General features: G+C 74.5%; 1 protein-coding gene. It reads left to right on the forward strand.

What is annotated here, in order from left to right:
• The first annotated feature begins 148 nt into the window (after nt 1-148).
• Nucleotides 149-1,513: a carbohydrate-binding protein gene (locus ACFWBW_RS40965; protein WP_385384755.1), complete on the forward strand. Its 1,365-nt coding sequence runs from the start codon at nt 149-151 to the stop codon at nt 1,511-1,513.
• Nucleotides 1,514-1,542: the final 29 nt, after the last annotated feature.

The raw sequence follows: 1,542 nt of genomic DNA on the forward strand, positions 1-1,542 counted from the left end.
ACCCACCCCCCCCCCCACCCTCCTACCGCCCGCCCCACCCCCCCCCCGCGCGGCCATAACACCAGGGGAGGGGCCAACCGGCATCTCCCGCAGCGGCGTTCGGATTCCTACGGTGTCGCTTACCCCCACCGAACCGAGGAGATCCCCCATGCTCAAGCGACACGCCCGCGCGGCGTGTACCGCCCTGGCCGCCGCCGGGCTGCTGCTGGCCGCCACCGGCGCCGTTGCCACCGCCGCCCCCGCGGACTCTGCCGACACCGCACGCCCGCAGAAGTCGGCCTCCGCCACCCTGCGCACCACAGAAGCTCCTCCCGAGCTGCTCACCGCCATGCAGCGCGACCTCGGCCTGACCCCCACACAGGCCAAGGCCCGGCTGGCCCACGAGGCAGAGGCGGGGGCCACCGCCGCCAGGCTGCAGGCCCGGCTCGGCGCGGCCTTCGCCGGAGCCTGGCTGGACGGTGCCGACGCGGGGACCCTGACCGTGGCCACCACCCGGGCCGCCGACACCGCATCGATACGGGCCACCGGGGCCCGGGCGAAGCTGGTCAGCCGCTCCCTGGCCGACCTGGACACCGCGAAGGCCGCGCTCGACCGGGCCGCCACCGCCGGGACCCCGGTCCGCTACGTCGACCCGCGCGGCAACACCCTGGTCGTCGAGGAGACCCGGCCCGGAGCCGCGGCCGGCCTGCTGGCGGCCACCGGGACCGACCCGGCACTGGTCACGGTGGTCCGTACCGACGAGGCCCCGCGCCCGCTGTACGAACTGCGCGGCGGGGACGCGTACTACATGAACGGCAGCGGCCGCTGCTCGGTGGGCTTCCCGATCACCAAGGGCACGGTGAACGGCTTCGCCACCGCCGGGCACTGCGGGCGGGCCGGGACCACCACCAGCGGCTTCAACCAGGTCGCCCAGGGCTCCTTCCAGGCCTCCGTCTTCCCCGGCAACGACATGGCCTGGGTGGCGGCGAACGCGAACTGGACCTCCACCCCCTACGTCAAGGGCAGCGGCGGGACGAACGTGCAGGTCACCGGCTCGGTGCTGCAACCCGTCGGGGCCTCGGTGTGCCGCTCCGGATCGACCACCGGCTGGCACTGCGGGACCATCCAGCAGCACAACACCAGCGTCACCTACCCCGAGGGCACCATTTCCGGCGTCACCCGCACGACGGTCTGCGCCGAGCCCGGTGACTCCGGCGGCTCCTACATCTCCGGCAGCCAGGCCCAGGGCGTGACCTCGGGCGGCTCAGGCAACTGCTCCAGCGGCGGAACCACCTTCTTCCAGCCGCTGAACCCGATCCTGTCCTCCTACGGCCTGACCCTCAAGGTCACCGGAACCGACCCGGGCCCCGGCCCCGGAAACCCCGATCCCGGCGGCACCTGGAAGGCCGGCTCCGTCTACGCGGCCGGCGCCACCGTCACCTACGGCGGCGCGAGCTACCGCTGCATCCAGGGCCACCAGGCCCAGACGGGCTGGGAGCCGCCGGTGGTGCCGGCGCTCTGGCAGCGGCTGTAGGTCGCCCGACGGACAGGAGGCGCCGTGGC

It is taken from the genome of Streptomyces sp. NPDC059957 (assembly GCF_042730015.1).
In the GTDB taxonomy this organism is placed as follows: domain Bacteria; phylum Actinomycetota; class Actinomycetes; order Streptomycetales; family Streptomycetaceae; genus Streptomyces.